At 41.1% G+C, this 25817-nt stretch carries 21 protein-coding genes and 4 tRNA genes; 20 read left to right on the plus strand and 5 right to left on the minus strand.

The window, feature by feature from the left end; all coding sequences use genetic code 11:
• Positions 1–32: 32 nt before the first annotated feature.
• The 8 genes from AN395_RS11150 to purF all read left to right on the plus strand — a co-directional run bounded on the left by AN395_RS11150 (position 33) and on the right by purF (position 11455).
• Positions 33–1049 carry an aspartate-semialdehyde dehydrogenase gene (locus AN395_RS11150; RefSeq protein ID WP_004588395.1) on the plus strand — a complete coding sequence of 339 codons (1017 nt, stop codon included), beginning with the start codon at positions 33–35 and terminating at the stop codon, positions 1047–1049.
• A gap of 351 nt (positions 1050–1400) precedes the next feature.
• Entirely contained in the window at positions 1401–5225 is a 3825-nt protein-coding gene (locus AN395_RS11155) for a FimV/HubP family polar landmark protein (RefSeq protein ID WP_054983052.1), read from the plus strand.
• A gap of 270 nt (positions 5226–5495) precedes the next feature.
• A complete protein-coding gene (truA, locus tag AN395_RS11160) occupies positions 5496–6290 on the plus strand; it encodes a tRNA pseudouridine(38-40) synthase TruA (RefSeq protein WP_054983053.1) in 795 nt (264 codons plus the stop codon).
• A 140-nt stretch (positions 6291–6430) separates the two neighbouring features.
• Positions 6431–7306 (plus strand): acetyl-CoA carboxylase, carboxyltransferase subunit beta, encoded by an 876-nt coding sequence (accD, locus tag AN395_RS11165; RefSeq protein WP_024032247.1) that lies wholly within the window; start codon positions 6431–6433, stop codon positions 7304–7306.
• Between the two features lie 25 nt (positions 7307–7331).
• Positions 7332–8597 carry a bifunctional tetrahydrofolate synthase/dihydrofolate synthase gene (folC, locus tag AN395_RS11170; protein ID WP_054983054.1) on the plus strand — a complete coding sequence of 422 codons (1266 nt, stop codon included), beginning with the start codon at positions 7332–7334 and terminating at the stop codon, positions 8595–8597.
• An 11-nt stretch (positions 8598–8608) separates the two neighbouring features.
• Positions 8609–9244: an SPOR domain-containing protein gene (locus AN395_RS11175; protein ID WP_029772564.1), complete on the plus strand. Its 636-nt coding sequence runs from the start codon at positions 8609–8611 to the stop codon at positions 9242–9244.
• 171 nt (positions 9245–9415) lie between these two features.
• On the plus strand, positions 9416–9910 hold the full coding sequence (locus tag AN395_RS11180) for a CvpA family protein (protein WP_004586885.1): 495 nt from the start codon (positions 9416–9418) through the stop codon (positions 9908–9910).
• Positions 9911–9928: 18 nt separating this feature from the next.
• Complete coding sequence (gene purF / locus AN395_RS11185) at positions 9929–11455, plus strand: amidophosphoribosyltransferase (protein ID WP_004586886.1); 1527 nt, start codon at positions 9929–9931, stop codon at positions 11453–11455.
• Between the two features lie 99 nt (positions 11456–11554).
• On the opposite strand, the gene AN395_RS11190 is transcribed toward purF, so the two are convergent.
• On the minus strand, positions 11555–12154 hold the full coding sequence (locus AN395_RS11190) for a Yip1 family protein (RefSeq protein ID WP_004586887.1): 600 nt from the start codon (positions 12152–12154) through the stop codon (positions 11555–11557).
• 215 nt (positions 12155–12369) lie between these two features.
• Here AN395_RS11190 and miaE point away from each other — a divergent pair, with 215 nt between their 5' ends.
• Positions 12370–13140 (plus strand): tRNA isopentenyl-2-thiomethyl-A-37 hydroxylase MiaE, encoded by a 771-nt coding sequence (miaE, locus tag AN395_RS11195; RefSeq protein WP_054983055.1) that lies wholly within the window; start codon positions 12370–12372, stop codon positions 13138–13140.
• Positions 13141–13172: 32 nt separating this feature from the next.
• Here miaE and AN395_RS11200 read toward each other — a convergent pair whose 3' ends face one another.
• The 3 genes from AN395_RS11200 to AN395_RS11210 all read right to left on the minus strand — a co-directional run bounded on the left by AN395_RS11200 (position 13173) and on the right by AN395_RS11210 (position 15339).
• On the minus strand, positions 13173–13973 hold the full coding sequence (locus AN395_RS11200; protein WP_004586889.1) for an ABC transporter substrate-binding protein: 801 nt from the start codon (positions 13971–13973) through the stop codon (positions 13173–13175).
• Between the two features lie 52 nt (positions 13974–14025).
• Positions 14026–14763 carry a UDP-2,3-diacylglucosamine diphosphatase gene (locus AN395_RS11205; RefSeq protein WP_004586890.1) on the minus strand — a complete coding sequence of 246 codons (738 nt, stop codon included), beginning with the start codon at positions 14761–14763 and terminating at the stop codon, positions 14026–14028.
• An 84-nt stretch (positions 14764–14847) separates the two neighbouring features.
• Positions 14848–15339 (minus strand): peptidylprolyl isomerase, encoded by a 492-nt coding sequence (locus tag AN395_RS11210; RefSeq protein WP_024032242.1) that lies wholly within the window; start codon positions 15337–15339, stop codon positions 14848–14850.
• Between the two features lie 148 nt (positions 15340–15487).
• Between AN395_RS11210 and AN395_RS19825 the strand changes: the two genes are divergently transcribed.
• Positions 15488–15652: a hypothetical protein gene (locus tag AN395_RS19825; protein ID WP_353683221.1), complete on the plus strand. Its 165-nt coding sequence runs from the start codon at positions 15488–15490 to the stop codon at positions 15650–15652.
• A 100-nt stretch (positions 15653–15752) separates the two neighbouring features.
• The gene (gene cysS, locus AN395_RS11215) at positions 15753–17132 is read left to right on the plus strand and encodes a cysteine--tRNA ligase (protein WP_054983056.1); all 1380 of its coding nucleotides are present in this window, start codon (positions 15753–15755) and stop codon (positions 17130–17132) included.
• Positions 17133–17210: 78 nt separating this feature from the next.
• Here the strand turns inward: cysS and folD are convergent, their stop codons facing one another.
• Positions 17211–18065: a bifunctional methylenetetrahydrofolate dehydrogenase/methenyltetrahydrofolate cyclohydrolase FolD gene (gene folD / locus AN395_RS11220; RefSeq protein ID WP_004586893.1), complete on the minus strand. Its 855-nt coding sequence runs from the start codon at positions 18063–18065 to the stop codon at positions 17211–17213.
• Positions 18066–18406: 341 nt separating this feature from the next.
• On the opposite strand from folD, the gene AN395_RS11225 reads away from it, so the two are divergent.
• The 9 genes from AN395_RS11225 to AN395_RS11265 all read left to right on the plus strand — a co-directional run bounded on the left by AN395_RS11225 (position 18407) and on the right by AN395_RS11265 (position 25650).
• A tRNA-Pro gene (locus tag AN395_RS11225) sits at positions 18407–18473 on the plus strand.
• A gap of 54 nt (positions 18474–18527) precedes the next feature.
• Positions 18528–18604 (plus strand) — tRNA-Arg (locus AN395_RS11230).
• 24 nt (positions 18605–18628) lie between these two features.
• Positions 18629–18704 (plus strand) — tRNA-His (locus AN395_RS11235).
• A gap of 15 nt (positions 18705–18719) precedes the next feature.
• Positions 18720–18796, plus strand: a tRNA-Pro gene (locus tag AN395_RS11240).
• A gap of 355 nt (positions 18797–19151) precedes the next feature.
• Entirely contained in the window at positions 19152–20456 is a 1305-nt protein-coding gene (tig, locus tag AN395_RS11245) for a trigger factor (RefSeq protein ID WP_054983057.1), read from the plus strand.
• A 163-nt stretch (positions 20457–20619) separates the two neighbouring features.
• Positions 20620–21237: an ATP-dependent Clp endopeptidase proteolytic subunit ClpP gene (gene clpP, locus AN395_RS11250; RefSeq protein ID WP_024033798.1), complete on the plus strand. Its 618-nt coding sequence runs from the start codon at positions 20620–20622 to the stop codon at positions 21235–21237.
• A 135-nt stretch (positions 21238–21372) separates the two neighbouring features.
• The gene (gene clpX / locus AN395_RS11255; protein ID WP_004586896.1) at positions 21373–22656 is read left to right on the plus strand and encodes an ATP-dependent protease ATP-binding subunit ClpX; all 1284 of its coding nucleotides are present in this window, start codon (positions 21373–21375) and stop codon (positions 22654–22656) included.
• A gap of 150 nt (positions 22657–22806) precedes the next feature.
• The gene (lon, locus tag AN395_RS11260; RefSeq protein ID WP_004586897.1) at positions 22807–25167 is read left to right on the plus strand and encodes an endopeptidase La; all 2361 of its coding nucleotides are present in this window, start codon (positions 22807–22809) and stop codon (positions 25165–25167) included.
• A 183-nt stretch (positions 25168–25350) separates the two neighbouring features.
• On the plus strand, positions 25351–25650 hold the full coding sequence (locus tag AN395_RS11265) for an HU family DNA-binding protein (RefSeq protein ID WP_286247754.1): 300 nt from the start codon (positions 25351–25353) through the stop codon (positions 25648–25650).
• Positions 25651–25817: the final 167 nt, after the last annotated feature.

Below are 25817 nucleotides of genomic sequence, written 5' to 3' on the forward strand. Positions count from 1 at the left end.
GTTGTTTTAACACTACTTAAAGAGGATAAAATATGTCGCAAAAATATAACGTTGCTGTACTTGGCGCTACAGGCTTAGTAGGTCGTCAAATTATTGAAACCCTGGAAGATCGTAAATTTCCGGTAGACCAACTTTTTTTACTAGCCAGTAGCCGCAGCGCAGGTGAAGACATAAAGTTTCGTGGCGAAACCATTGAAGTGCAAGACGTAGAAGGCTTTGACTTTAGCCAAGCACACATAGGTTTGTTTTCAGCTGGTGGCAGTGTATCAGAAAAATACGCGCCAATTGCAGCCGATGCGGGCTGTGTTGTAATTGATAACACCTCACATTTTAGAAATGATTTTGAAGTACCGCTAGTGGTACCAGAAGTTAATGCAGCCAGCCTTGAAGACTTTAGAAATCGCAATATTATTGCAAACCCTAACTGCTCTACTATTCAAATGATGCTAGCGCTTAAACCAATTTACGATGCTTATGGTATTGACCGCATTAATGTATCTACATACCAAGCTGTATCTGGTGCAGGCAAAGAAGCCGTAGATGAATTAGCAAAGCAAACAGCTAATTTAATGAATGCTCGCCCAATGGAAAACGAAATTTTTCCTAAGCAAATTGCATTTAACGTTATTCCTCAAATAGATACCTTTGAAGACAACGGCTACACGCGCGAAGAAATGAAAATGGTAAACGAGACGCATAAAATTTTGGGCGATACCACTATTGCTGTTAACCCAACCTGTGTACGTGTACCTGTATTTTTTGGCCACTCTGAGTCAATCAACATTGAAACACGCATGCCGTATGACTTTGAACACGTTAAACAGCTTTTAAATGATGCCCCAGGAGTCGAGCTTATTGAAGATGAGGGCGATTACCCAACCGCGGTTTCAGACGCCAGTGGTAATGATACAGTTTACGTAGGCCGCTTACGCGCTGATATTTCACACCCTCATGGTTTAAATATGTGGGTTGTAAGTGATAACACTCGTAAAGGGGCTGCCACTAATAGTGTGCAAATAGCAGAAGAGTTAATCGCTAACTACTTATAAATACCCGCTAATATTGTGTGTAAATTAAGCGGCAAACTTTTATAGTTTGCCGCTTTTGTATTTAAGGGAGCCAAATTATTGCCGCTTAGCGTTGCTACTAAACTAAACGCCTTGATCTATCACGATAAATAGTATTAAGAATAAAGTTTTAAGGTATTTATTTTCAAAGCGTTGCAATGGATATTAGGCCGCAACTGGTTTATAGTTTGTAACTGGAATAGAGCTTGCAATAAAAATAGATTGTAATAACAAATGTAGATCAGCTATTTGGCTGGTTACGGCAAGAATAATTAATGTTGAGCAGCTAAATAAATAGCAAAGCATTTAACATTTACACATTAAAGGATCAGCATGCGCGGTTTAGCTTCACTTATTATATTAGCGTCTGCATTGGTAGTAACTCCAATTTACTCTCAAGACAGCACCCAATTAAAGGGGCCAAAAGGCGCTGACTATGGTGCGCAAGGGCGATCAATAGGGCCTATAAAGCCAACCGATACACTATGGCGTATTGCTGCCAAAGTACGCCCAGATAGCTCAGTTAGTATCTATCAAGTTATGCAAGCCTTGTATAACAAAAACCCTAATTCTTTTTTAGAACAAAACCTAAACCACATGCAAAGTGGTGCATATTTAAAAATACCCACTTTAGCGGAAATTAGACGCGTAAATCCACAGCTTGCTAAACAACGCTCAGAGCAAGATGACGCGCTGTGGGAAAAAAAGAAAAATGGCACACTAACCACCAGTGAAATTAACGCCGCGCAAACTAAAGTAACACAAGCTCGTAAAGCCGATGTTGACGACGCTAAAAAAGAAATCCAAAAAGAATTAAATGAAATAAAAACGCAGCAAGGTAATAAGCTTGTAGAGCTGCAGCAGCAATTTAAAAGCTCGGTTAATAATGTAGAAGAAATATTAGCTGAAAATAATAATCTCAAAAAACAATTGTCGGGTATTTCAAAAGAGCTTGCCAATGTAAAAGAACAGCTAGGTCAAGACAGCGAAATTCAAAAACAGCTAAAAGAGCTAATAGAAAAACAAAACGAAATAATAGCTCAGCAAAAAGTGCAAGAAGTACCAAAAGAAGAACCTTTTGACCTAGGCGCTTTAATGTCTAACCCACTTGTGCTTATTTTATTAATGACCATTCCTGCGTTATTAATTATTTTTGCAGTGGTGATGTTTTTACGAAAGCGCGCCAATAAAGACGAAGAAACTCAAGATGACAATGATTTTCTGCCACAAACGCCCAGCTTTACCGAAGACGAGCCGCAAAGTAATGATGCGTTAGACGATCCAATCATTCCTGACCCTCTTGATGATTTAGATATTCAACTAGATGACAATCATAGCAACGATATTTTGCCAGAGGATGATATTGCATTTGATGATTCTCTCGATGATGCGTTAGACGATGAATTTTCTGATTCAGAAAACTTGCTCGATCAAGACGAATTAGAAAGCCTATTAAGTGATGATATTGTTTTTGATGACGAAGGCAGTGAAGGGGACGAGTTAGACGTTTTCATGCAGCAGGGCTTTGATGAACCTGTAGATGAAAAACAAGATGATGAAATTGACCTTGATTTAGATGATACAAAAGATTCGGGCGATATTTTAAGCAGTGACGACCTAGACGATTTATTTGATGAGGACGATAGCCTGCCTGAAATTGACTTGCCTGAGGTTGAGCAACCTACCGCAGATAGCAGCTTAGAAAGCAATGATGAGTTGGCCGCCTTAAGCGAAGAGCTAGCCCAAGAAGAGGATGATGACTTTGATATTGATGAATTATTAGATCAACAAGCTGATACAGAATCACCTAAAGACGATGACTTTGATTTAGACGACATAGACAGCTTAATTGATGAAGCGGGCGATACACCTGATGAAACCCCTGCTGATGCGCTAGTTGAAGAAAACGATGACTTTGATTTAGACGACATAGACAGCCTAATTGATGAAGCCGGCGATACAACCGAAGAAGCTCCTGCTGATGCGCTAGTTGAAGAAAGCGATGACTTTGATTTAGACGACATAGACAGCTTAATTGATGAAGCTGAAGATTCATCTGCCGCTCAAGTAGCAACAGATAATAATACTGAGCGAGATATTGATAGCGCATTAGCTGATTCAGTCGAAGATCTAGCTGATGCACAGGAAGATTTTGACGAAGATGATATTGAAACATTAGCGTCTTCACTTATTGATGAGCCAGAGCTTCTCGAGGAACCAGAGCTTGCAGAAGAGCCTGAGCTTTTAGAAGAGCTTGACCTCGAAGAGGAGCCAGATTTCGAAGAGGAGCCTGAACTTGTAGAAGAGCCTGTGCTTGAAGAGGAGCCTGAGCTTGAAGAAGAACCCGAGCTTGTAGAAGAGCCTGAGCTTGTAGAAGAGCCTGAGCTCGAAGAAGAACCAGAGCTTGAAGGTGAGCCAGAACTTGCAGATGAACCAGAACTTCTCGAGGAGCCTGAGCTTGATGCTGACTTGCTTGAAAACACTGACTTTACGGATAGTTCAGAAACGTTACTCGACCCAGAAGATGCACAGGAAGAGTACACTGACGATACCCTAAAGAGTGTTGATGAATTACTCAACGAGCTACAGCAGGCTACAGACGAAGACTATGTTGAAAACCCTGATTGGGCGTTAGATGATCTTGATGATGACATTGAAGAGGTAGAGGTTGATTTAGGTGACGATCCGCTTGATTCACAAGAAACACCAGCGAGTCCGCTTTTAGATACCCAACCTGAAAATGATGCTGTAAATGATACGCTTAGTGATGATATAGACTTTTCAGATGATAAGCCCGCGACGTTAGATGTAACAGAGCAACAGCAATATCTTCCTGATGAGTTATTGGGAGATGAGCTTGATGGTGATGCAATAGGCATGCAGCCAAGCCAAGCTGAACAAGACTTAGCAAACGCACTTTCAGGCAGTGAATTAGATAGCTTAGAAGACGACTTTGATGATGAGTTACTCATTGATAACGATTTTTCAGAGCCAGAGCTTGAGCCGAAGCATACCGATGATATAGGTGCAGATGATAACCACGCTCAAGTGACGTCATCACTAGATGAATTAACTGATGATGAAAGCCAGCTAGATTTATCTGAAAATACGGATGAAGACGAAGGGGTTTTCGATGATGATTTATTGCAAAGCGTTGATGAGCTAGATGACGAGCTCAATGCTTTATTAGATGAGCAAGTAACTCCAAGTGAAGAACTTGACGAGTACCCTGAGTTAGAGCTTGATAACGATGACGAAATTGATTTAGATGATCAGCAATCATATAGTCCGCAAGAGTTACAAGGTGATGAACTTGATGGACAAGCAAGCGGTATGGCGCCAAGCCAAGCTGAGCAAGACTTAGCAAATGCACTTGCTGGTAACACTGGTATTGATGCGTTAGAAGCCGACCTAGATGACGAGCCGCTGATTGACGATGAGCTTGATGCGCCTTTACCGCAAGAGGAACCTTTAGGTGAGGCGAAAACAACGGATAGTGCGCAGGAACAGCCTGATTTTGACGATGCAATTTTAGAGCAAGCACTTTCAGAAGACGTTGAAGATGAAATAACAAATTCGCAATTAGAAGCCGAGCTAACACAGGCTGCTGATGATCAAACTAATGAAGACGTTATACCCGACGAGCAGCTAGACGATGAGTTTATGGCTGACCTAACGCAAACCGATTTTGATGCGTTGCTTAGTGAGTTAGGTGAACCGGATGAGTTAAATTTAGAAGATAGCAGCGAATTTGATGTCGACTTTGATAGCCTATTAAACGAAGACTTAGACACTGAAGTTGAAGCGAAAGCGGTGCAAGAAGAGCCTTCGCAAAATGAACCGCAGGCTACAACCGATGACTTTGTTGATATTGACGCGCTACTTGAACAAAGCGATGACTCAGTACTTGAGCACGAACCCTATGACGAGGTTAATATGGACGTAGGGTTAAGTGACTTTGATTCGTTACTTGCAGGCGATAACCCAACAGATGTTGACTTAGAAAGCGGTGGTTATTCTGCCAAGCTTGATTTGGCACGAGCATACATTGAAATTGACGACTTTGACTCAGCCCTTAAAGTGATTGAAGATGTTATTGAAAGTGGCCCTGAAGATGTACAAGAAGAAGCGCAAAGTTTAAAAGCTAAACTTAACTAGAGCATTCATGATTATAAAAACCGCATTAGCTTTGTTAATGCGGTTTTTTTATAGGTACGAATAACTCTAACCTATAAAAGCACTTAATTAGTTTTAGATGTTTATTAAACCCAAGACGTTAAAAGCTCACTAACTTATCGCTGTGTTTTATTGGGGTAAAATAAATTACTTAATTTTGCGAATAACTATAAATAGACGAGGTTACTTTTATTGCACCGCGAGATAGCATAAAATGCCCCGTTCATTAGCACAGTAGGTAAAGCAGTAATTATGCGAGTAGCACTTGGAGTTGAATACAACGGCGCACGTTACAGTGGGTGGCAACGTCAGTCTCATGTAAATAGCGTACAACAAGAAGTAGAAAAAGCGTTGTCGAGCATTTGTAATCATCCGGTTGAAATAGTGTGTGCGGGCCGCACAGATGCAGGTGTACATGGCACTGGTCAAGTTGTACACTTTGAAACCCATGCTCCCCGGGAGATGGTTGCATTTACTATGGGAATGAACACGTTACTCCCTAAAGATATAGCGATTCGTTTTGCACAACCTGTTAGTGAAGACTTTCATGCACGCTTTAGCGCAACAGCGCGTCGTTATCGTTATGTTATTTATAATTACGCTTATAGAGGCGCAGTTATGAATGAAGGCGTTACGCATTTTCATCACCCACTTGATGAAACAAAAATGCAAGAGGCGTGTCAGTACTTAATTGGCGAGCACGACTTTACCTCTTTTAGAGCGCTGCATTGCCAAGCTAATACAGCAAACAGAACTATTCATCATTTATCGGTACAACGGCAGGGCGATTACGTTATTATTGATATTAAAGCGAACGCTTTTTTACACCATATGGTGCGTAATATTACCGGCTGTTTAATGGATATAGGCCTTCACAAGCACCAACCTGTATGGTTAAAAGAACTATTAGATTTAAAAGAACGTGCTAAAGCCAGTGCCACAGCAAAAGCCGCGGGTCTTTATTTAGTAGATGTAGATTACCCAGAACACTTTAATATTCCTAAAACCCCACTAGGGCCATTATTTTTACCTGACTCGGAATGTTAGTGTTGAATTTATAAGCGTTTATCTAACTACTAAGACCAGTTTTTTATACCGTGTTTGTGTAATTCATGTTTTAATTGAAAAAATCTGTCTGCTACTTATTAGCAGACTCGCGACACAGAACAGCATTAAGAGAGTTGCAAATGAGTTGGTTAGAAAAAATCTTACCTAAAACGACTAAGTCGTCAGGTCGTAAAGAAATTCCAGAAGGCGTTTGGGCTAAATGTACAGCTTGCGATTCAATTTTATATAAAGCTGAACTAGAAAAATCATTAAACGTATGTCCTAAATGCGACCATCACATGCGTGTGAGCGGCCGTAAACGTTTAGAGCACTTTTTAGATGAAGGTGACCGCACGGAGCTTGGCACTGAGCACGAGCCTAAGGATGTATTAAAGTTTAAAGACTCTAAAAAATACTCAGACCGTATTAGCGCAGCCCAAAAATCAAGTGGCGAAAAAGACGCGTTAGTAGCAATGAAGGGCCGCTTAAAAGGTATTCCTGTTGCCGCGGTTGCTTTTGAATTCTCATTTATGGGTGGTTCAATGGCTTCGGTTGTAGGCGCACGTTTTGTTGATGCCGTAGACCAATGTTTAGAGCATAACATGCCATTAGTGTGTTTTTCTGCCTCAGGTGGTGCACGTATGCAAGAAGCACTTATGTCGCTTATGCAAATGGCTAAAACCAGCGCTGCGCTTGCTAAAATGAGCGAAAAAGGCCTGCCGTTTATATCAGTAATGACCGACCCAACCATGGGTGGTGTATCTGCATCATTAGCGATGTTAGGTGATATTAACGTAGCTGAGCCAAAAGCCTTAATTGGCTTTGCGGGTCCGCGCGTAATTGAGCAAACAGTACGTGAAACCTTGCCAGAAGGTTTTCAACGCAGTGAGTTCTTATTAGAGCACGGTGCAATTGATATGATTATTGACCGTCGTGAAATGCGCGACACATTAGCACGCGTACTTGCTAAATTTATGAACTTGCCTTCTACCGAACAAGAGCATAGAGTAGCGTAAATTTCAGCTTTACTGATTACACGCTATGACAAATACAATTCCTAGCCAATCATCAAGCCTTGATGATTGGCTTTGTTATTTAGAGAGTGTTCACCCTGCAAATATTGAAATGGGACTCGAACGCGTTGCTACTGTTGCAAATAACATTGGCTTATTAAACACTTCCAGCAAAATTATTCTTATTGGCGGCACAAACGGCAAAGGCACAACTGCACGCTGTTTAGAATCGCTATTACTTGCGCAAGGTTACAGCGTAGGTACGTATGCCTCTCCTCATTTAATTAGATACAACGAGCGTGTGCGCATAAATGGCCAAGAGCTTGATGATCAATACCATGTGGATGCCTTTAACACGCTAGAGCAAGGTCGCGCTAGCACGGCGCTTACGTATTTCGAATATGGCACACTAGGTGCGCTGGCTATTTTTAAACGCTTTGAAGTTGATTATGTGCTGCTTGAGGTTGGTTTGGGCGGGCGCTTTGATGCCACCAATATTGTTACACCTTATGCAAGCGTGATCACCACCATAGATTTAGATCATAAAGAATACCTAGGCGATACACGAGAGTTAGTTGCTTATGATAAAGCAGGTATATTTCGTCAAAACACGCCGGCTATTATTGGTGATTTAAACATACCACATACAATGACCGATTACGGTGCTGAGATTAAAGCAGACATGGTTATATCCGGTACTGATTTTATATTCAAAGAGCACGAAGCGCATTTTACATGGCAATATAAAAATTATAATTTGCTTTTAGATAAGCCAGCAATCCCTGCACAAAATGCAGCAACGGCCTTAACAACCCTAGCTGTGCTAAATTTATTGCCAAGTGATGAGGTAATTAAGCATTGTTTAGATAACTTAGTTGTTGAGGGGCGCTTTGAGCAGTTAAGCACTGCACCTTTAGTGTTTACCGATGTAGCTCACAACCCCGAATCTGCTCGTTATTTAGCACTAAAGCTTGCAAGCTATAAAGATAAAGGCTTTAAAATTCATGCATTAGTCGCTATGCTTGCTGATAAAGATAAAGCGGGTGTACTTAAAGAGGTAAGCCATGTAATTGATCACTGGTCTCTTACTAGCTTGCACATACCGCGTGGCGATAACGTTGAAAATATGGCCGCGGCGTTGCAAACTATACCTCATACAGGCACGCATGAACGCTATAATAGTGTGCACGATGCACTTAATGTAATTATGCCTACACAGCAAAGTGATACGCTTTTAATTGTGTTTGGGTCATTTTTTACTGTTGCAGATGCTATAAACTACTTTAAAAAATAGAGAGAAAGTCGGTGAACTCAGGTTTTATAAATCGTTTAGTCGGAACCAGTATTGTGGTGATCGCAGCAATTGTGTTTATTCCTAATATACTCGATGGCGAAAAGGTCCACTACAAAGAGGGCTTTAAAGCTATCCCTGAACGCTCTGAGTTTAAAACTATTGACCTTCAAGAGTCTATAGATGAAAAAGTAGCGCAGGCTGAGCCTTTAAAACAAGAGCAAATTGAAGACATAGCTGCCGATGACGATGTGCTGACAAGCAAACAAAGCCAATACGCAGCTGAGCCTGAAATAGTCGAAGCAAGCATAGAGCCTCAAACTGCGCCAGAGCCTGTAGCTAAAGCGCCAGAGCCGGTAAAAGCAAAACCTATTGCACCACGTAAAAGTGAAGAGAACCTCACTGATATGGCCTATGTAATTCAGCTAGGTAGTTTTTCCCATGCGGCTAATGTTAAGGCCTTACAAGCTAAGCTTAAAGCGAAAGGTTTTAAAACGTTTACAAAACCAATTAAAACGCCAAACGGCACATTGACTAAAGTGTTTGTTGGGCCCTCGCTTGATAAGGGGGAGCTGACCAAAAAGTTACCCGAGCTTAAAGCGCTTACCAAGTTAAACGGCAAAGTCACTCAATACAGCGTCTCTAATTGATTTTAAAAGGCCTTACTATAGTAAGGCTTTTTTTGTTTCTAAGGGCTAAAAATAGCCGTTAAAGTGATAAGTTTTTGTACGTGCTAGTTGCTGGTTATCTCCCGCTTTAACTTGCATATTAACGAGGTTTGGGTATAGAATGCGCCCCAAAATAGCGACTAATTGGTTAATATGATCTGGGTTGATTACGCCATTCTTGGCATCATTGCACTGTCTACCATCATCGGTTTAATACGCGGCTTTGTTAAAGAAGCTATGTCATTAGCAGTATGGGCTTGCGCATTTATCATCTCTAGTTTGTTTTACCAATATTTAGCTTCCTTCCTAACAAGTATTTCTGAACCCCTTTTAAGAAATGCGGCGGCCATTGCCATACTCTTCTTTGCGACGCTACTGTTAGGCGGTTTACTAAACTACATTTTAGGTGAGCTTGTACAACGTACTGGTTTATCTGGCACCGATCGTGTCTTCGGCATTGTTTTTGGTGCGTTACGAGGCGTGTTGGTCGTGAGCGCGTTACTCTTCTTTCTTGATGCTTTTACTGGTGCACCAAACACGCACTGGTGGGGCAATTCTATTTTGATTCCAGAATTTGGCTTTGTTGTTGAATGGTTCTTTTCGTACCTAGAAAACAACTCGAGCTTTTTAAATTCAGTAAACCGTTAATCGGCGAGGATAAATTACATGTGTGGTATCGTTGGGATAGTCGGAACATCTCCTGTTAATCAGGCGATTTATGATGGCTTAACTGTTTTGCAGCACCGAGGTCAAGATGCCGCGGGCATCATTACCATTGAAAACAATACGTTTAGCTTGCGCAAAGCAAATGGCCTAGTAAAGGATGTGTTTCACACCCGCCATATGAAACGACTACAAGGTACAATTGGTATTGGCCACGTACGTTACCCTACTGCTGGCTCGTCAAGTTCATCTGAAGCGCAGCCGTTTTACGTTAATTCACCATTTGGTATTGCGCTTGCGCACAATGGTAATTTAACCAATGCTGAAACTCTAAAGCAGCAACTGTTCTCAGAAGCGCGTCGTCACGTTAATACAACGTCTGACTCAGAAATACTACTTAATATCATGGCACATGAGCTAAGTAAGTCTGACAAATTACATTTAGACGCTGAAGACATCTTCACTGCAGTAACCGAAGTAAACAACAAAGTAACCGGTGGCTACGCCGCTATTGCGATGATTATTGGCCACGGTGTTTTAGCATTTCGTGACCCTAATGGTATCCGTCCTTTGGTATTTGGTAAGCGTGAAACCCCTAAAGGCACTGAGTACATGTTTGCCTCAGAAAGCGTAGCATTAAAGCCAGACGGCTTTGAATTTGTGCGTGACGTTGCGCCAGGTGAAGCGATTTACGTAACTGAAGATGGCCAATTTCATTCACAAAGTTGTGCTGAAAAAGCCTCTTATGCGCCGTGTATTTTTGAGTTTGTTTATTTTGCTCGCCCTGATTCAACCATCGATCGTATGTCGGTTTACGCAACGCGTGTAAATATGGGTACTAAACTGGGTGAAAAAATTGCGCGTGAGTGGAGCGATAAAGACATTGATGTTGTTATCCCAATTCCTGAAACCTCATGCGATGTGGCGTTAGAAATTGCCCGCATGCTTGATTTACCTTACCGCCAAGGCTTTGTTAAAAACCGTTATATTGGTCGTACATTTATCATGCCTGGCCAAGAAATGCGCAAAAAGTCAGTGCGTCAAAAGCTAAATGCGATTGACCGTGAGTTTAAAGGTAAAAACGTTTTACTGGTGGATGATTCAATTGTACGCGGTACAACCTCGGCACAAATTGTAGAAATGGCCCGTGAAGCCGGAGCAAAAAATGTGTATTTTGCCTCAGCAGCACCAGAAATTCGTTTTCCTAATGTGTATGGTATTGATATGCCATCTGCCGCAGAGCTTATTGCGCATGGCCGCGAAGTTGAAGATATTAACCAAAGCATCAGTGCTGATGGCTTAATTTTTCAATCGCTAAACGATTTAATTGCCGCTGTAAGCCAAGAAAACCCAGAAATTACTAAGTTTGAAACCTCTGTATTTGATGGGCAATACATTACCGGTGATATCGATCAAGATTACTTAAACCATATTGATCAATTGCGTAACGACTCGGCTAAAAGTAACCGCGAAAACGCCATGTCATCAGGCCTTGAAATACACAATCAAGATGCCAACGAAGCTGATTAATGTGTGATTAAACATAATCAGACATAAAAAAAGGAGCTAATTAGCTCCTTTTTTGCGAAGGAAAGAAAGGGAACACTTCATATCAAACAACGTGGTTGATTAGGTAAACATTGGACTCACAATGCCGTTAGTCCAAAGTATTGCGGTTACAGCTAAAATTATTACCAATAAAATTAGCCCGCAGGTAACAACAGAGCTGGCATAAATAAAGCCGCGCTCTTGTGGAATATGCATTAGTATTGGCACGCCTGTATAAAGCAAGTACACCGAGTAGGCTAGGGCAATCATGCCTACGCAAACAACAAACCACAGCTCAGGTAAAAAAGCGGCTAAGGCCGACATAAACACGGGTGTGGCAGTATAAGCGGCAAGCTCTAGCGTTTGTGTAAAGGTAGGTTTAGCACCAAATGTAACGGCCATCCAATGGGCTAAATAGGCCAGTGCAAACACACCGGCTATTAACGCACCATACATAGCCACGGCAATTAGCAGTGCGCTTTCATGCGTTAAAAATACTGGGTTGCCCGCACCAATACTCCAGCCTAAATACACCGATGAGTAATACCCCATAATCGATGGAAATAATGCAATAAGTAAAATATGCGACAGGCTATAAGTCAGGCTTTCGTGGCGGTTATCTATTGTTTGCCATTCTTCGAGTGGATGAGCATAAATGCCCCACAGGTGGTTCAGTATCATAGCGGTACTCCATAAAAGGAACGTATTACTGTTGGTTATAATTTAGTTTTAGTTAGTTTGTTTTTTATACAGTATCTATATTTATGGTTTAGTTCATATACAAAGTCAAGTTAACTGCTTATTAACATTTTAAAGAGGTTGTTTTAGCTCGTTTTATTCTTCGTTATTTTTCGTGTTAAAATGGCTTTTTATTATTTGAAGTAACGAGCAGCCCTGTGCCACATAGCGAACTTTTAGCCCCTATTAATAATTTTTTATTGTGCGAAACCCCAAATGAATGGGTTGTTGAGGCAGTAAAAAAAGAAAATTTATCGATTATTTTAATCGATCACTTAATTTGTGAGTTAAAAGCAGCGCAAAGTGCAATGTTTTTAATTCGTAAGTACGCGGTAGATAAAGACAGCAGCGATGCATTACTTGAATGGCTAAAGCCCTTTGAAACACTTATTTATAAACGCGAAGGTAATTGGCGTGATTTAGCGGCTAAAAATAAACTTACAAAATCTATTATCCCAAAGTCTAACTCACCTTACGGGCAAGATTTAATAGATAAAATGGTGATGCTAATAAAAGAAGAATTACATCACTTTTATCAAGTGCTCGAAATAATGGACGAGTATGGGGTAGAGTACCGCAGTATTACACCGTGTCGTTACGCTAAAGGGATGCTACGTAACGTTAAAACATTTGAGCCTAATGCATTAGTCGATAAACTAATTGTAGGTGCTTATATTGAGGCTCGCTCATGTGAGCGTTTTGCAGCACTAGCTCCACATGTTGATAAACGCTTAGGCGATTTTTATATTTCATTGCTTCGCTCTGAGGCGCGCCATTATCAAGATTACTTAACACTGGCACAAGAAATTGCTGATTTTGATATTACTGAGCGAGTCGACTTTTTTGGTAAAATTGAGGCTGATTTGATCACTAGCCCTGATGAAGACTTTAAATTTCACAGTGGCGCTCCTGCACTAGTTACTAATTAAAGCTGTGTTATTTAGCTCTTCAAGCACACCGGTTAGTTAGGTGTGCTACTTCTTTCTATAAAGTCTATGAGCTCAAGCGCCGTGCTTTGAGAAAAGCCATGTTTTACTAATAGCTCTTTTGCGGTGCCATTGTATAAAATAGTAGAAAAGCCTTGTTCAAGCGCGTCTCTTTTTTGTTTTGCATCAGGGTCAGACTTTGGAAACATAACATGCAGTTGATGATGCTCTAAATCGGGCGAAATATATTCAACTTGTGGCGCGCCGGGTTCATTAAGTTTTTCGGTGTTTTTTAACCAGTATTCACCCACTTCTTTAGTGCCTGCTACTAAGTCTATTCGTCCTTTTTGAAGCATATATAAACTGTTAATTAACCCGCGAGTTGAGGTTACGGCCAGGCCATTACTTTCAGAAAAAACTTCACTTACTGCGTAGCCAACGCCTTTACAAATACTGTATGGCTGTAAAGAGTCCATACTGCCGTCATAGTTTATTTGTCTGTCTTTGAGCTTAAATAGTCCAACGTATACGTTAGCAAGTGGGCGAGAATAATAAAAAAGATCAGTACGCGACTTTGTATAAAAAGCGCCTAAAATTGCATCTTTTTTATTTATTTTGGTAAGCTCCAGCGCCCTGTTCCAGCTGGTAAACTCGATGTCGTTATTAATATTTTGATTAGCTAAGGCCGCTTTAGTTAAGGCAGTAACCCAGCCGTTATCAATTAAGCGCTCACCAATATAGGGTGGGGAGTTTTCGGCGACGAGCTGCCAATTTTCTGAGGCATATCCTTTGGAAAAAATGCAACAAAGCACCAAACAATAAATAGCTTTATACATATATCCTTATCCTATTACCAAAAAGTACTTAAATAATAGTCAGGATTTGAGATTATGCGAAGGGCGTATTAATGAGTTTTTGACCTTGCGGAGTAACCACTAAATATGAGCCTTGAGTATACCAATCACCAAGCACAGTGCGTGTTAGTGTTTGCTTACCTACAGAGTAAGTGTGTACGTTAGGGCGGTGGGTGTGGCCGTGTATCATGTTGCTTACATTATACTTGGCAAACATCGCTAGTACTGCGTCATCTACTACGTCTAAAATTTCTATGGGTTTGTCGGCTTGGCTTAATTTGCTTTTTTCTCTGGCATTGCGAGCAATTTTTTTTCTGTACCATAGTGGCATTGCTAACATTAATTTAGGCCACCACCAACCGCGACTTTTTTTACGAAACTTTTGATACTCAATATCTTGGGTACACATTTCATCACCGTGCAAAATAACAGTGGGAGTGCCATATAAATCTATAACCGTTTGCTCGTTTAGCAATACCATACCTGCGCGTTTAGCGTATTGCTCACGCATAATAAAATCGCGATTACCGTGTATAAAGTACACTGGTGTACCGCCATCTTTAACGGCTTTTAAATGCTTTGCTACCTCACTAGCCAATTCTGTTACGTAGTCATCCCCAACCCATACTTCAAAAAAATCACCTAAAATATACAATGCATCTACGGGCTTACCAATAATGTGCGTATTTATAAAGCGATAAAAGGCCTCGCTAATATCTGGGCGGTTTTCACTTAGGTGTAAGTCTGCAATAAAGTAGGTTTGAGAAGTCATAGAGGCATCTAGTTAGGTTAAATAAAAGCGGGCGCATACATAATGTACCATGCCCGCTTAATTACTCAGTATATGAGTAAACGTTTAGCTTACAGTAACGTTTTCGATGATTACATTTTCAAGCGGTACGTCTTGGTGAAAACCAGCGCTGCCTGTTGCTACACCTTTAATTTTATTTACTACGTCCATGCCTTCAACTACTTCAGCAAATACACAGTAACCCCAGCCTTGCGAAGTTTCGCTGCTGTGGTTTAAAAAGTCGTTGTCGTTAACGTTAATAAAAAATTGGGCTGTTGCTGAATGTGGATCAGGCGTACGCGCCATTGCTAATGTACCTACTTTATTAGATAGGCCATTATTTGCTTCGTTTTGAATTGGGTCGTTAACGTCTTTTTGTTCCATACCAGGTACAAATCCACCGCCTTGCACCATAAAGCCGTCAATTACGCGGTGAAAAATAGTGCCGTTGTAAAAACCTGAGTTTGCGTACTCTAAAAAGTTTTTAACTGTGTTTGGAGCTTCTTGCTCAAACATTTTAATGGTGATGTCACCAAAATTAGTGTGTAGAACAACCATGTGGTTTCCTATATCTGGTTTAATTAGTCGCGCTATTTTATCTTAGTTAACTAAGATAAACAAAGTGCTTGTTCAATATATCCAAAGCTGCCCAAGGTATATACTTGTGCGTTTTACAGGGGGTTAATATCGAGGCGGTATTTGGCCCTTGTGGTATTTTCTCTCAATATATAACCATGCACAGAGCAAGAGTCTGTTAAGCAATAAACAGGGTGGTTTGAAACTGATTTTTACAGTGTTATTAATTTTAACAACAGAACCTCTATTACATACAATCAAGGCCTTGCCTAAATTGGTTTTAATTCCAACTTAAACACGCGCATTGAGGTGGTTTGGGTATAAAAAGCGCTAGAGCGGGGGCTTTTCAAGTGTTAACATAGCCAACTCAGCAAACAGTCAAGGACTAAAAGTAAATGGTACAAATATACAACACACTCACGCGACAAAAAGAGCAGTTTAAACCTATGGTCGAAGGCAAAATCGACATGTATGTGTGTGGTATCACCATTTATGATTTTTGTCATATCGGTCATGCGCGTACATTTGTCGGGTTTGATGTTATTGTCCGCTACCTTCGCCACATTGGTTACGACTTAAAATACGTACGTAATATTACCGACGTAGATGATAAAATAATTAAACGCGCAAACGAAAATGGCGAGTCAATTAATGACCTAACTCTGCGTATGACCAAAGCCATGCACGAAGACTTTGATAGCCTAAACATGCTGCGCCCAGATATTGAACCTACGGTTACAAATCATATGGATGAAATTATCGAAATGGTTGAGCGCTTAATTGCAAAAGGCCATGCGTACGTAGCAAACGACGGTGACGTGCTTTTTGATGTTTCTACGTTTGAGCAGTACGGCGCACTATCGCAGCAAGATTTAAGTATGCTCCAAGCAGGCTCTCGCGTAGAGGTCGCCCAAGATAAAGACGATCCGCTTGATTTTGTATTGTGGAAAAAAGCAAAAGCAGGCGAACCTTCATGGTCATCTCCGTGGGGAGAAGGGCGTCCGGGTTGGCATATAGAATGTTCAGCAATGAGCTCAAAGCATTTAGGTGAGCATTTTGATATTCACGGTGGCGGCTCTGATTTACAGTTTCCGCATCATGAAAACGAAATTGCGCAATCATGCTGTGCAAACAATGGCAAGTATGTAAATACGTGGATCCATACAGGCATGGTACAAGTAAATAAAGAAAAAATGTCTAAATCATTAGACAACTTTTTTACTGTGCGTGAGGTATTAAAAACATATGACGCTGAATCAGTTCGTTACTTTTTAATATCAGGGCATTACCGTAGCCAGCTAAATTACTCGCAAGAGAATTTAGATCAAGCACGTTCATCGCTTGAACGTATTTACACAGCACTTCGCGGTGTTGGGCCAATAACGTGCGATATTGAAAACAATGAGTACGTGGCTAAATTTAGAAAAGCCATGAATGATGATTTTAATACACCAGAGGCGTTACCGGTTTTATTTGAACTGGCTAAAGAGCTAAACCGTGTTAAAGACACCGATACACAGCAAGCAGGGCAATTAGCATTTGTGCTACGCAGCATAGGCGAAGTGCTTGGTGTTGCCCAGCAAGCACCTGAATCGTTTTTGCAAGGCGGGCAAGATGATGATGAAGTGGCCACTATCGAAGCGCTGATTGTAAAACGTAATGAAGCGCGCGCAAACAAAGATTGGGCCGCTGCAGATGAAGCACGTGATGCACTTAATGCACTCGGTGTTGTGCTTGAAGACTCAGCAGGTAAAACAACGTGGCGTAAAGCGTAAAGCGTAAATGCGTTAAAGTAGCTTTTAAACTAAAAGGGTTGCCAGTTGGCAACCCTTTTTTAATGCCAAGGCATTAAATTAACTGTGGTATTTTTCACATGCTTCGAGGGTGTTTTCAATTAAACTTGCTACAGTCATTGGGCCAACGCCACCCGGTACAGGAGTAATAAAATCAGCTTTTTGCTCTGCAACACTGTACTGCACATCGCCCACTAACTTGCCTGTATCTAAACGGTTAATACCTACATCAATCACAATTGCACCTTCTTTTACCCACTCACCAGGTATAAATTCAGGTTTACCTACGGCCACTACTAATAAGTCAGCGCGGCGCACATGGGTTTCTAAGTCTTGTGTAAATTTGTGACATACCGTTGTAGTACAACCGGCAAGTAATAACTCAAGCGACATAGGGCGACCAACAATATTAGAGGCACCAACAACTACCGCATGCATCCCTTTGTAACGCACGCCCGTTGAGTCTAATAAGGTAATAATCCCTTTGGGTGTACATGGGCGCAGCGCCGGCATACGTTGCGCTAAGCGGCCAATATTGTAAGGGTGAAAACCGTCTACATCTTTATGTGGTGTAATACGTTCTAAAATCTTTTCTGCATCTAGGCCTTCAGGTAGCGGTAGTTGCACTAAAATACCATCTACTTCGCCATCGTTATTTAGCTCATCAATTAATGTTAGTAGTTCTTCTTCGCTGGTTTGCGCAGGTAAATCAAATGACTTTGAAATAAATCCTACTTCTTCACACGCTTTACGCTTAGAGCCAACGTAAACTTGGCTTGCAGGGTCAAGCCCTACCAGTACTACTGCTAAACCAGGTGCACGTAAACCGTTTGCAACGCGTTCGCTTACGCGCTCAGCCACTGCACTACGTACTTGTTTTGCGATTGCCTTACCATCAATGATGTTTGCCGTCATGGGGGACCTTTAATTGGGGTTAAATAAACTTCGATACTTATATTTTAAAAGCATCTGCATATAAAGAGGGGTGTATGCAAAAAATTAATTTTATTAATGCTTTTTTAATATGCAGGCTATTTTCGCAGAAAAGGCCCGAAGCGCCAAGTTGCTTTTAGGTTATAAACCGGTGTTTTCAAAAAAAGCGTCTAAATTTCAGCTTAGTTTTGCAATATTTAACCATTATGAACTAAAAATGACCGATTGATTTATTTTATGCAAAAAACGTTTGACCTCTCCCAGGCAAATCACTATTATGCACCCCGTTGTCAACGAGGTCACTCGCAGGCAATCGTAAGCATCGGCGATTAGCGCAGTTTGGTAGCGCACTTGGTTTGGGTCCAAGGGCAAATCCTGCATCGCCGACCACTTCTTTTATTTTTATAATAGAATAGCTTACAGGCAAACTATGAAGTTTTCGATGCGCCCGTAGCTCAGCTGGATAGAGCAACGCCCTTCTAAGGCGTTGGTCGAAGGTTCGAATCCTTCCGGGTGCGCCATTTGAAAACAAAGTAAATACCGTGGTGATTGTAGCTCAGTTGGTAGAGCCCCGGATTGTGATTCCGGTTGTCGTGGGTTCGAGCCCCATCAGTCACCCCAATTTACTTCGAGTATCGGCGATTAGCGCAGTTTGGTAGCGCACTTGGTTTGGGTCCAAGGGGTCGCAGGTTCAAATCCTGCATCGCCGACCACTTTCTTAACCTTAAAGAAAGTAAACGAGTAATCACTAAGCAATAACTTCTATTTACTTCCTACTAAAATATCGCTTTAACGTACCAGTTAGTCTGTTTTTTACGCAGTTGGTCTCGATCGTAGCTAAACTAGTCCAAATAATTGCCCCCTACACTCGACTATCATAATTATTAGGTTATAATGCCGCGTCTATTGTTTAACATAGTGCCCGAAGGGCAGAGCAGCAATGGGATCTCATGGTAGTGACGGATGCTTTTTAGTGAAAAATCGCTTTAAAATTTATCAAGACTCATGAAGATTACTTTGTTTGTAAGGAAGGCGAACAGTCGCCAAAATTGAATATTGAGGTAAATCATGCAAGTTTCTGTTGAGACGACTCAAGGCCTTGAGCGCCGTCTGACCATCACCGTTCCTGCAGAGAACGTTGAGACCGAAGTAAAAAAACGCTTACAACAACTGTCAAAAACGCAGCGTATCGATGGCTTCCGTGCTGGTAAAGTACCAGTTTCAGTAATTAACAAGCGTTTTGGACCTGCGGTTCGTCAAGAAGTAGCTGGCGAAGTAATGCAGCGTAACTACATTGAAGCAATTGTTGCTGAAAAAATTAACCCTGCTGGCGCACCATCATTTGCACCTAAATCACTTGAAGCAGGTAAAGATTTAGAGTTTACAGCAACGTTTGAAGTATACCCTGAAGTTGAAGTTCAAGGTTTAGAGAAAATTGCAGTAGAAAAACCAGCAGTAACAGTAACTGACGAAGACTTAGCAAACATGCTAGAAACACTTCGTAAGCAACACGCTTCTTGGGCTGATGTTGACGCAGCTGCTGGCGAAAACGACCGTGTAACAGTTGATTTCGTAGGTACTATCGACGGTGAAGAGTTTGAAGGCGGCAAAGCTGAAGACTTCCCACTTGAGCTTGGCCAAGGTCGTATGATCCCAGGTTTTGAAGACAACATCGTTGGTAAAAAAGCAGGCGAAGAAGTAGTTGCTGATGTAACTTTCCCTGAAGATTACCACGCTGAAAACCTGAAAGGTAAAGCGGCTCAATTCACTATCACAGTGAAAAAAGTTGAAGCACAAGAGCTACCTGAATTAAGCGAAGAGTTTGCAACTAAGTTCGGTGTTACCGAAGGCGGCGTAGACGCGCTTAAAGAAGAAGTTAAAAAGAACATGACACGTGAGCTAGACCAAGCGGTTAAAGCTAACGTGAAAGACCAAGCGATTAAAGGTCTTTTAGAAAACAACGAAATCGAAGTGCCTAAAGCACTTATTGATCAAGAAGTTGACGCACTACGTCAGCAAGCAGCTCAACGTTTTGGTGGCGACGCTAAAAACATGCCTGAGCTTCCAGCTGAATTGTTCCACGAGCAAGCTGTAACTCGCGTTAAAACTGGCCTATTACTAGGTGAAGTGATCAAAGCAAACGATATCAAAGTTGATGATGAAAAAGTTGAAGCATTAATTGCTACAGTTGCATCTGCTTACGAAGATCCAACTGAAGTAGTAGAATACTACAAAGCAAATGATCAACTTATGCAGCAAATGCGTAATGTTGCAATGGAAGAGCAAGCTGTTGAAGCTATTTTAGCTAAAGCAAACGTGTCTGACGTTGAAAAAGCATTTGATGACATCATGAATCCTCAGCAAGGTGCTTAATAAGTCATTGACTTAAGCGCTCGCTAACGATTAAATGGCTCGTGTTACTCTGTTTATGCAGTGTGCCCGGGCCATTTTAGTTTGTGCCCCATAATTTGCGAAAAATGATAACTATGCTTCCTTTAGTAAGAAAAAGCATAAGCGCATAAGGAATTAAAAAAGTATGAACACTGGTATGACAGATCCCCTAAATGCATTAGTCCCTATGGTTGTTGAACAAACAGCTAAAGGTGAGCGCTCGTATGACATTTATTCGCGTCTATTAAAAGAGCGAATTATCTTTTTAACGGGCCAAGTTGAAGACAACATGGCAAACCTAATTTTAGCGCAAATGCTATTTTTAGAATCAGAGAACCCTGAAAAAGATATCTTTTTATATATTAATTCACCAGGTGGTTCGGTAACCGCTGGTATGGCAATTTACGATACAATGAACTTCATCAAACCAGATGTAAGTACAATTTGTGTTGGCCAAGCGGCAAGCATGGGCGCATTTTTGCTTACTGCTGGCGCTAAAGGTAAGCGTTTTTGTTTACCAAACTCACGTGTAATGATTCACCAACCGTTAGGTGGTTTCCAAGGTCAAGCATCTGACTTTGAAATACACGCTAAAGAAATTCTGTCTATTAAAGACAAACTTAACCGCTTAATGGCAGAGCATACAGGCCAGCCATTAGATGTTATTTCACGCGATACTGACCGTGATAACTTTATGAGTGCATCACAAGCTGTAGATTACGGCCTGGTTGACTCAGTGTTTACAAATCGCGAAAGCAAGTAAGCGTGTAGGCAAGCAAATAATTGCTTGCCACTTTGAGTTACTATGCGAAAACCAGTAAATTTTGGTATAGTTAAAAGCGAATTTGAAATAGTTGCCAACCTTATTTGGCAGCCAACGTATAAAAGAGGTAGCTGAATGTCTGACACTCCTACAGACGGCGACAAAAGTAATAAATTGTTATACTGCTCTTTTTGTGGCAAAAGCCAACACGAAGTGCGTAAATTAATTGCAGGTCCTTCAGTATACATTTGTGATGAATGTGTAGAGCTGTGTAACGATATTATCAGGGAAGAAATCAAAGACATTGCTCCTAAGCATAATTCGTCTGATAAACTACCTGTGCCAAAAGAAATTCGTAATCACTTAGATGACTACGTAATTGGTCAAGACCATGCTAAAAAAGTATTGTCTGTAGCGGTATACAATCACTACAAGCGCCTACGCAACCAATCTACAAAGCAAGAAGTAGAACTAGGTAAAAGTAACATTTTGCTTATTGGCCCTACAGGTAGTGGTAAAACATTACTGGCAGAAACACTTGCGCGTTTACTTGATGTACCGTTTACTATGGCAGATGCAACTACACTAACCGAAGCCGGTTATGTAGGTGAAGATGTAGAAAACATCATTCAAAAACTGCTACAAAAATGTGACTACGACGTAGAAAAAGCGCAACGTGGTATTGTTTACATTGATGAAATTGACAAAATTTCACGTAAATCAGATAACCCATCTATTACACGCGACGTGTCGGGTGAGGGCGTACAACAAGCGCTGCTTAAACTAATTGAAGGCACGGTTGCCTCAGTACCACCACAAGGTGGCCGTAAGCACCCGCAGCAAGAGTTTTTACAGGTTGATACCTCTAAGATTTTATTTATCTGTGGTGGTGCATTTGCAGGCCTAGATAAAGTAATCGAACAGCGTAGCCATAAAAATACCGGAATTGGCTTTGGTGTTAACGTTAAAGAGTCAGCGTCGAGCCGCTCTTTAAGCGAAACATTTAAAGACGTAGAGCCAGAAGATCTAGTTAAGTACGGCTTAATCCCTGAGTTTATTGGTCGTTTACCTGTTGTTGCTACATTAACTGAGCTTGATGAAGCGGCACTTGTACAAATATTAAGTGAACCTAAAAACGCCATTACTAAACAGTTCTCTGTATTGTTTGGTATGGAAGACGTTGAATTAGAGTTCCGTGATGATGCACTAAGCGCTATTGCTCACAAAGCAATGGAGCGTAAAACAGGTGCTCGCGGACTTCGCTCAATTGTTGAAGGCGTACTCCTTGATACTATGTATGAGCTGCCATCAATGGATGATGTAAGCAAAGTGGTTATAGATGAAACCGTGATTAAAGGTGAATCTGACCCAATCTTGATTTATGAAAACAATAATCAAGATAAAGCTGCATCAGAGTAGTTTTTAAGCTATTTGTATAAAAAAGGAGCCTTAGGCTCCTTTTTTTATAATTAATTTGAACGAGTTGGGGAAAATTGTTGAACTTTAATTAGATTATCCCCATATACTTGAGTAATCTTTTAAATAAATGAAGTGCGAAGAGAAACTATAATGACGCTTGAGAGAACCGATCGAGTCGAAATCCCAGTGTTAGCACTGCGCGATGTTGTGGTATATCCGCACATGGTGATCCCGCTTTTTGTAGGCCGTGAAAAATCAATAAAATGCCTCGAAGCGGCAATGGATAAAGACAAACAAATTTTCTTGGTTGCACAAAAAGATGCAACTGTAGACGAACCTGAGCAAGACGATATTTACCGTATCGGTACTATTGCTACTGTACTTCAGTTATTAAAGTTACCAGACGGTACAGTTAAAGTTTTAGTTGAAGGTACGCAGCGCGCACAAATTGAAGAATTTGTAGATAACGATGAGTTTTTTGTAGCGAATGCTCAGTTCATCGAATCTGATTCAGTGGATGAGCAAGAGCAAGATATTTTCATTCGCAGCGCTGTTAGCCAGTTTGAAGGCTATGTAAAACTTAATAAAAAAATTCCACCTGAGGTATTAACCTCTGTTTCAGGCATTGATGAGCCAGCACGCCTTGCCGATACAATGGCAGCGCATATGCCATTAAAAGTGCCTGAAAAACAAAAAGTGTTAGAGATTTCAAGCGTTACAGAGCGCTTAGAATACTTAATGGCACTGATGGAAGGTGAAATAGACTTATTGCAAGTTGAGAAAAAAATTCGTACCCGCGTGAAAAAGCAGATGGAAAAGTCTCAGCGCGAGTACTACCTCAACGAGCAAATGAAAGCCATTCAAAAAGAACTTGGTGAGCTTGATGATGTACCTGACGAATTTGAAGCGCTTAAAAAGCGTATTGAAGAATCAGGTATGCCAGAAGAAGCGAAAGAAAAAGCATCAGCTGAGCTTAATAAGCTTAAAATGATGTCGCCAATGTCTGCAGAGGCCACTGTAGTGCGTTCATACATTGATACGTTAATTAACGTACCATGGAAAAAACGCTCGAAAGTGAAAAAAGACTTAGCAGGCGCGCAAAAAATTCTTGATAGCGATCACCACGGCTTAGATAAAGTTAAAGAACGCATAATTGAATACCTCGCGGTGCAACAACGTACTAATAAGCTCAAAGGGCCTATTTTATGTTTAGTAGGACCACCGGGTGTTGGTAAAACATCACTAGGGCAGTCTATTGCACGCTCTACGGGTCGTAAATATGTTCGTATGGCATTAGGTGGCGTACGTGACGAAGCTGAAATTCGTGGTCATCGTCGTACTTACATTGGCTCTATGCCAGGTAAGCTGATTCAAAACATGACAAAAGTGGGCGTTAAAAACCCATTATTCTTGTTAGATGAAATCGACAAAATGTCATCTGATATGCGCGGCGACCCAGCATCAGCACTATTAGAGGTGCTAGATCCGGAGCAAAACAGCCACTTTGCTGATCACTACTTAGAAGTAGACTACGATTTATCGGATGTAATGTTTGTAGCAACATCAAACAGCTTTAATATTCCTGGTCCATTATTGGACAGAATGGAAGTTATTCGCTTATCGGGTTACACCGAAGATGAAAAGCTAAACATTGCAAAAGAGCACTTAATTACTAAGCAAGTTAAACGCAATGGTTTAAAACCTTCTGAGCTAGTAATAGAAGACAGTGCAATTATTGGCATTATTCGTTACTACACGCGTGAAGCGGGCGTACGTAATTTAGAGCGCGAAGTATCTAAACTATGTCGTAAAGCCGTTAAAAATATCTTACTTGATAAAGAGACTAAAACAGTCACTATCAATCAAGATAACCTAGAAGAGTTTTTAGGTGTACAGCGCTACGACTACGGTAAAGCTGAAGACGGCGACCGCATTGGTCAGGTAACAGGCTTAGCGTGGACCGAAGTAGGCGGCGATTTACTGACCATTGAATGTGCGGCTGTGCCAGGTAAAGGCAAACTAAGCTACACAGGCTCACTGGGCGATGTAATGCAAGAGTCGATACAAGCGGCCATGACGGTGGTTCGTAATCGTGCTGATACGTTCCGTATTAATAACGATTTTTACGAAAAACGCGATATTCATGTGCATGTACCAGAGGGTGCGACCCCTAAAGATGGCCCAAGTGCCGGTGCAGCAATGGTAACGGGTTTAGTATCGAGCTTAACAGGTAACCCCGTTAAAGCCGATGTAGCAATGACAGGTGAAATAACACTGCGCGGTGAAGTACTGCCTATTGGTGGTTTAAAAGAGAAACTACTTGCTGCACACCGTGGTGGAATTAAAACAGTCATCATTCCAAAAATTAACGAACGTGACTTAAAAGAGATCCCAGATAACGTACTGGCAGGCTTAGATGTTCACCCAGTTACATGGATTGATGAAGTATTAAAGTTAGCTTTAGTGCATCCTGTTGAGAGTTTTTCAGTCGAAACACCGAAAAACCAATAAAAAACCCAAAAAAAGTGCTTTAAAGGGCTTTTCAAATCTAATCGGTATGATAAGTTAAGCACTGGTTTTCGAGCCTAGCCCTTATGGGGCCTAGGCTTAAGAAAAATATAATCATGTGAGCATTAAAAGTTTGCTCTAAAATTTTCAAAAAAGTGATGTTAGTTTAAAAAACAATCGCTCTTGATAATAACAATGAAAGAGGATGATATTGTGAATAAATCTCAATTAATCGATCAAATCGCAGCTGACGCTGACATTTCTAAAGCGGCTGCAGGTCGTGCACTAGATTCATTCATCGAGTCTGTATCTGGAGCGCTTAAAGATGGCGATTCAGTTGCACTTGTAGGTTTTGGTACTTTCTCAGTACGCGAGCGTGCTGCTCGTTCAGGCCGTAACCCACAAACTGGTGAAACTATCCAAATCGCTGCGGCAAATATTCCTTCTTTCAAAGCCGGTAAAGCGCTGAAAGACGCAGTAAACTAATCACTGTTTAAATACAGATTAGTTATGGCGAGTGTATATAAACTTAATTATCCTAATCGATGAATTAAGTAACTTCACCGCCAGTTACTTCAAGTGAAAAAGCGTATCTGGTAAGATACGCTTTTTTTACATATGACAAGGTAAAATACCTTGATCAATAAGAGATA

It is taken from the genome of Pseudoalteromonas sp. P1-30, from assembly GCF_001400005.1.
GTDB classification, from domain to species: Bacteria; Pseudomonadota; Gammaproteobacteria; order Enterobacterales; family Alteromonadaceae; genus Pseudoalteromonas; species Pseudoalteromonas atlantica.

Coding starts and splice junctions, on each gene's coding strand:
- folC (WP_054983054.1), top strand. CDS start 7,332: ATGACAAATACAATTCCTAGCCAATCATCAAGCCTTGATGATTGGCTT.
- AN395_RS11150 (WP_004588395.1), top strand. CDS start 33: ATGTCGCAAAAATATAACGTTGCTGTACTTGGCGCTACAGGCTTAGTA.
- truA (WP_054983053.1), top strand. CDS start 5,496: ATGCGAGTAGCACTTGGAGTTGAATACAACGGCGCACGTTACAGTGGG.
- tig (WP_054983057.1), top strand. CDS start 19,152: ATGCAAGTTTCTGTTGAGACGACTCAAGGCCTTGAGCGCCGTCTGACC.
- AN395_RS11180 (WP_004586885.1), top strand. CDS start 9,416: ATGATCTGGGTTGATTACGCCATTCTTGGCATCATTGCACTGTCTACC.
- AN395_RS11155 (WP_054983052.1), top strand. CDS start 1,401: ATGCGCGGTTTAGCTTCACTTATTATATTAGCGTCTGCATTGGTAGTA.
- accD (WP_024032247.1), top strand. CDS start 6,431: ATGAGTTGGTTAGAAAAAATCTTACCTAAAACGACTAAGTCGTCAGGT.
- clpX (WP_004586896.1), top strand. CDS start 21,373: ATGTCTGACACTCCTACAGACGGCGACAAAAGTAATAAATTGTTATAC.
- lon (WP_004586897.1), top strand. CDS start 22,807: ATGACGCTTGAGAGAACCGATCGAGTCGAAATCCCAGTGTTAGCACTG.
- purF (WP_004586886.1), top strand. CDS start 9,929: ATGTGTGGTATCGTTGGGATAGTCGGAACATCTCCTGTTAATCAGGCG.
- AN395_RS11205 (WP_004586890.1), bottom strand. CDS start 14,763: ATGACTTCTCAAACCTACTTTATTGCAGACTTACACCTAAGTGAAAAC.
- AN395_RS11210 (WP_024032242.1), bottom strand. CDS start 15,339: ATGGTTGTTCTACACACTAATTTTGGTGACATCACCATTAAAATGTTT.
- folD (WP_004586893.1), bottom strand. CDS start 18,065: ATGACGGCAAACATCATTGATGGTAAGGCAATCGCAAAACAAGTACGT.
- AN395_RS11190 (WP_004586887.1), bottom strand. CDS start 12,154: ATGATACTGAACCACCTGTGGGGCATTTATGCTCATCCACTCGAAGAA.
- clpP (WP_024033798.1), top strand. CDS start 20,620: ATGAACACTGGTATGACAGATCCCCTAAATGCATTAGTCCCTATGGTT.
- cysS (WP_054983056.1), top strand. CDS start 15,753: ATGGTACAAATATACAACACACTCACGCGACAAAAAGAGCAGTTTAAA.
- AN395_RS11200 (WP_004586889.1), bottom strand. CDS start 13,973: ATGTATAAAGCTATTTATTGTTTGGTGCTTTGTTGCATTTTTTCCAAA.